General features: G+C 66.3%; 1 protein-coding gene. It reads left to right on the top strand.

Going from position 1 to position 2637, the window contains the following annotated elements:
- Positions 1-185: 185 nt before the first annotated feature.
- On the top strand, positions 186-2549 hold the full coding sequence (locus QMX83_RS21145) for a TonB-dependent hemoglobin/transferrin/lactoferrin family receptor (protein ID WP_282298591.1): 2364 nt from the start codon (positions 186-188) through the stop codon (positions 2547-2549).
- The last annotated feature ends 88 nt before the right edge of the window (positions 2550-2637 follow it).

Raw genomic sequence — 2637 nt, forward strand, 5'->3', positions numbered from 1 at the left:
CGCCGCGCGGGCCGGGGGCGCCGCCCCCCCGGCGCCCGCCGCCCCCCCCCCCCCCCCCGGCGCTACCAAACCGAATTCCGCGAACACCTCGCTGTTCGCACGCCCCCCAGCCCCGCTCGATCCCCGGATCGCCGCAGCCAGGAACGGCCTCTTCTGCCTTCCACTTTTCCCTGCGGAGTTTCCCGATGAAATCCCCCCTGAGCGCACTCGCGCTGGCCATCGCCACCAGCCTGGCACTTCCCGCACACGCCGCCGCCCCGGCCGTCGACAGCACCCTGGACGCCATCCAGGTGACCGAGACGCGCAAGCAATCCAACAACCAGAACGTCACCACGCTCTCGGCCAGCGACCTGCGGCAGCAGGGCGCGCAGAGCATGGAAGACGCCATCCGCTATGTTCCCGGTGTGGAGATGGTGGATCTGGGCCGCGCCGGCTTCAACGGCTTCAACATCCGCGGTCTGGAAGCCGACCGCGTCTCCATCACCCTGGACGGTCTCAGCTTCCCGCAGAGCATGGACCCGGGCACCTACCAGCCGTACGAGTTCTTCCGTTCCGGTCGCGGCAGCGTCGACCTGGAGGCGGTGAAAACCGTTGAGATCATCAAGGGGGCCGATGCGATCACCGCCGGCAGCGGTGCGCTCAGCGGCGCGGTGATGTTCACTACCAAGGACCCGGCGGACTATCTCAAGGCCACCGGCAACGACAGCTTCGGCTCGGTGAAGTACGGCTACACCGGCTCCAGCGACGAGAACATGGGCTTGCTCACCTTCGCCAACCGCACCGGTCGCTTTGAATCGCTGCTGGTCTACACCAAGCGCGAAGGTCACGAGACCGAATCCTGGTATGACACCAGCATCGACCGGCTCGGCCCGGGCCGCCGCACGCCGGATCCGGTTGACCGCGACAGCGACAACCTGCTGTTCAAGCTCAACTTCCTCGCCACCGCCAATCAGACCCTGGGCGTGGTGTACGAACGCGCCCGCGCCACCAATGACGTGGACAACTGGACCCGCAGCGACGGCACCGGTTCGTACTACTTCCGCAGCGCCGAAGACCGCAGCGACCGAGACCGCTACGGCCTGAAGTACACCCTGCGTGCCGGCAACGCGCTGTTCGACAGCATGGAAGTCACCGCCGATCACCAGAAGAACTACATCCAGGGCCAGACCAACGTGCTGGTGGCCAACGGTACCGCCGCCACCTATGGCACCCGCTGCTCGACCAGCGCGCCGTGCTCGCGCCAGGAAGACCGCTGGGACACCCAGAAGCGCAATCGCGTCGCGCTGGATTTCGACAAGAGCGTGGAAACCGGCGGCGTCCGCCACGACATCGTCTACGGTGCGGCCTGGCAGCAGGCGAAGATCCACTGGAACTCGGTGGACTCGCGCTGGGGCAACGATGGCAGCCTGTTCACCCGCGACACCGATCCGTCGCTGTGGCCGGACACCCGCGAGACCGATGTGACTGCCTACGTGCGTGATCGTGTGCGCCTGCTGGACGACCGCCTCAGCCTCACCGGCGGGCTGCGCTATGACCGCTACAAGTACACCCCGGAAACCTCGACCGGCGGCAACGGCCAGTCCGGCTATGAAGATGGCGGCGGCAGCGTGGGCGTGTCGAAGTTCTCCTCGCCGACCTGGAACCTGGGGGCCGAGTTCAAGTTCACCGACACCCAGTCGCTGTGGGTGCAGGGCGGCCGCGGCTTCCGCGCGCCGGGCATCAACGACATGTACGGCACGTCGTCGACCACCGAGGTCACCCGCGTCTCCGACGGTGCCACCGTGACCGTGCCGGATGGCCGCAGCAATCCGAACCTCGAGGCTGAGCGCAGCCTCAATCTGGAACTGGGCTGGCGCTTCCAGGGTGACCGTCTGCGTGCAGGCGTCTCGGTGTTCCGCGACAAGTACAGCAACTTCATCGACACCGCGCAGTTCGTTGGCGACCCGGACATCCAGTACAGCACCACCACCCGTGGCGTGACCACCATCACCAACGGCTACACCTACACCATGCCGATCAACCGCGGCGAAGTGGAAGTGAAGGGCGTGGAGGCCGAAGGCATGTGGCTGCTGGCCGATGACTGGCTGGCGCGCGTGGCGTATTCCTACAACGAAGGCACCGACAACGACGACGAACCGCTGGCCAGCATCATCCCGGCCAAGGCCGTGGGTGGTCTGACCTACAACGCACCGTCGCGGAAGTGGAGCGTCACCGCCAACGTGACCCACCAGCAGCGCAAGGATCCCTCCGACTACGGTCGCAGCGTGACCAATGGCAGCTATGGCGAGGAAGTGGTGCCGGTATACGCCTACAAGGCCCGTGAGTACACCCTGCTGGATGTGTTCGGCAGCTACGCGATCACGCCGCGCGTGCAGTTGACCGCCGGTGTGTACAACGTGTTCAACAAGGAATACTACCTGTGGAACCGCGTGCGCACGGCCGGTGCCGGCACCGCCATCTTCCAGGGGGCCACCAGCCCGGCGGGCATCGGTCGCTGGTCGCAGCCGGGGCGCAATGTGCGCTTCACGATCAGCTACGACTTCCTGTGACCCGTAGAGCCACGCCCTGCGTGGCTTCGCGGTGCCGGATGGGTCGCAGCCACGCAGGGCGTGGCTCTACGTGACAAAACAAAAAGGG

The sequence above is a fragment of the Stenotrophomonas sp. PS02289 genome (assembly GCF_029960115.1).
GTDB lineage: Bacteria > Pseudomonadota > Gammaproteobacteria > Xanthomonadales > Xanthomonadaceae > Stenotrophomonas.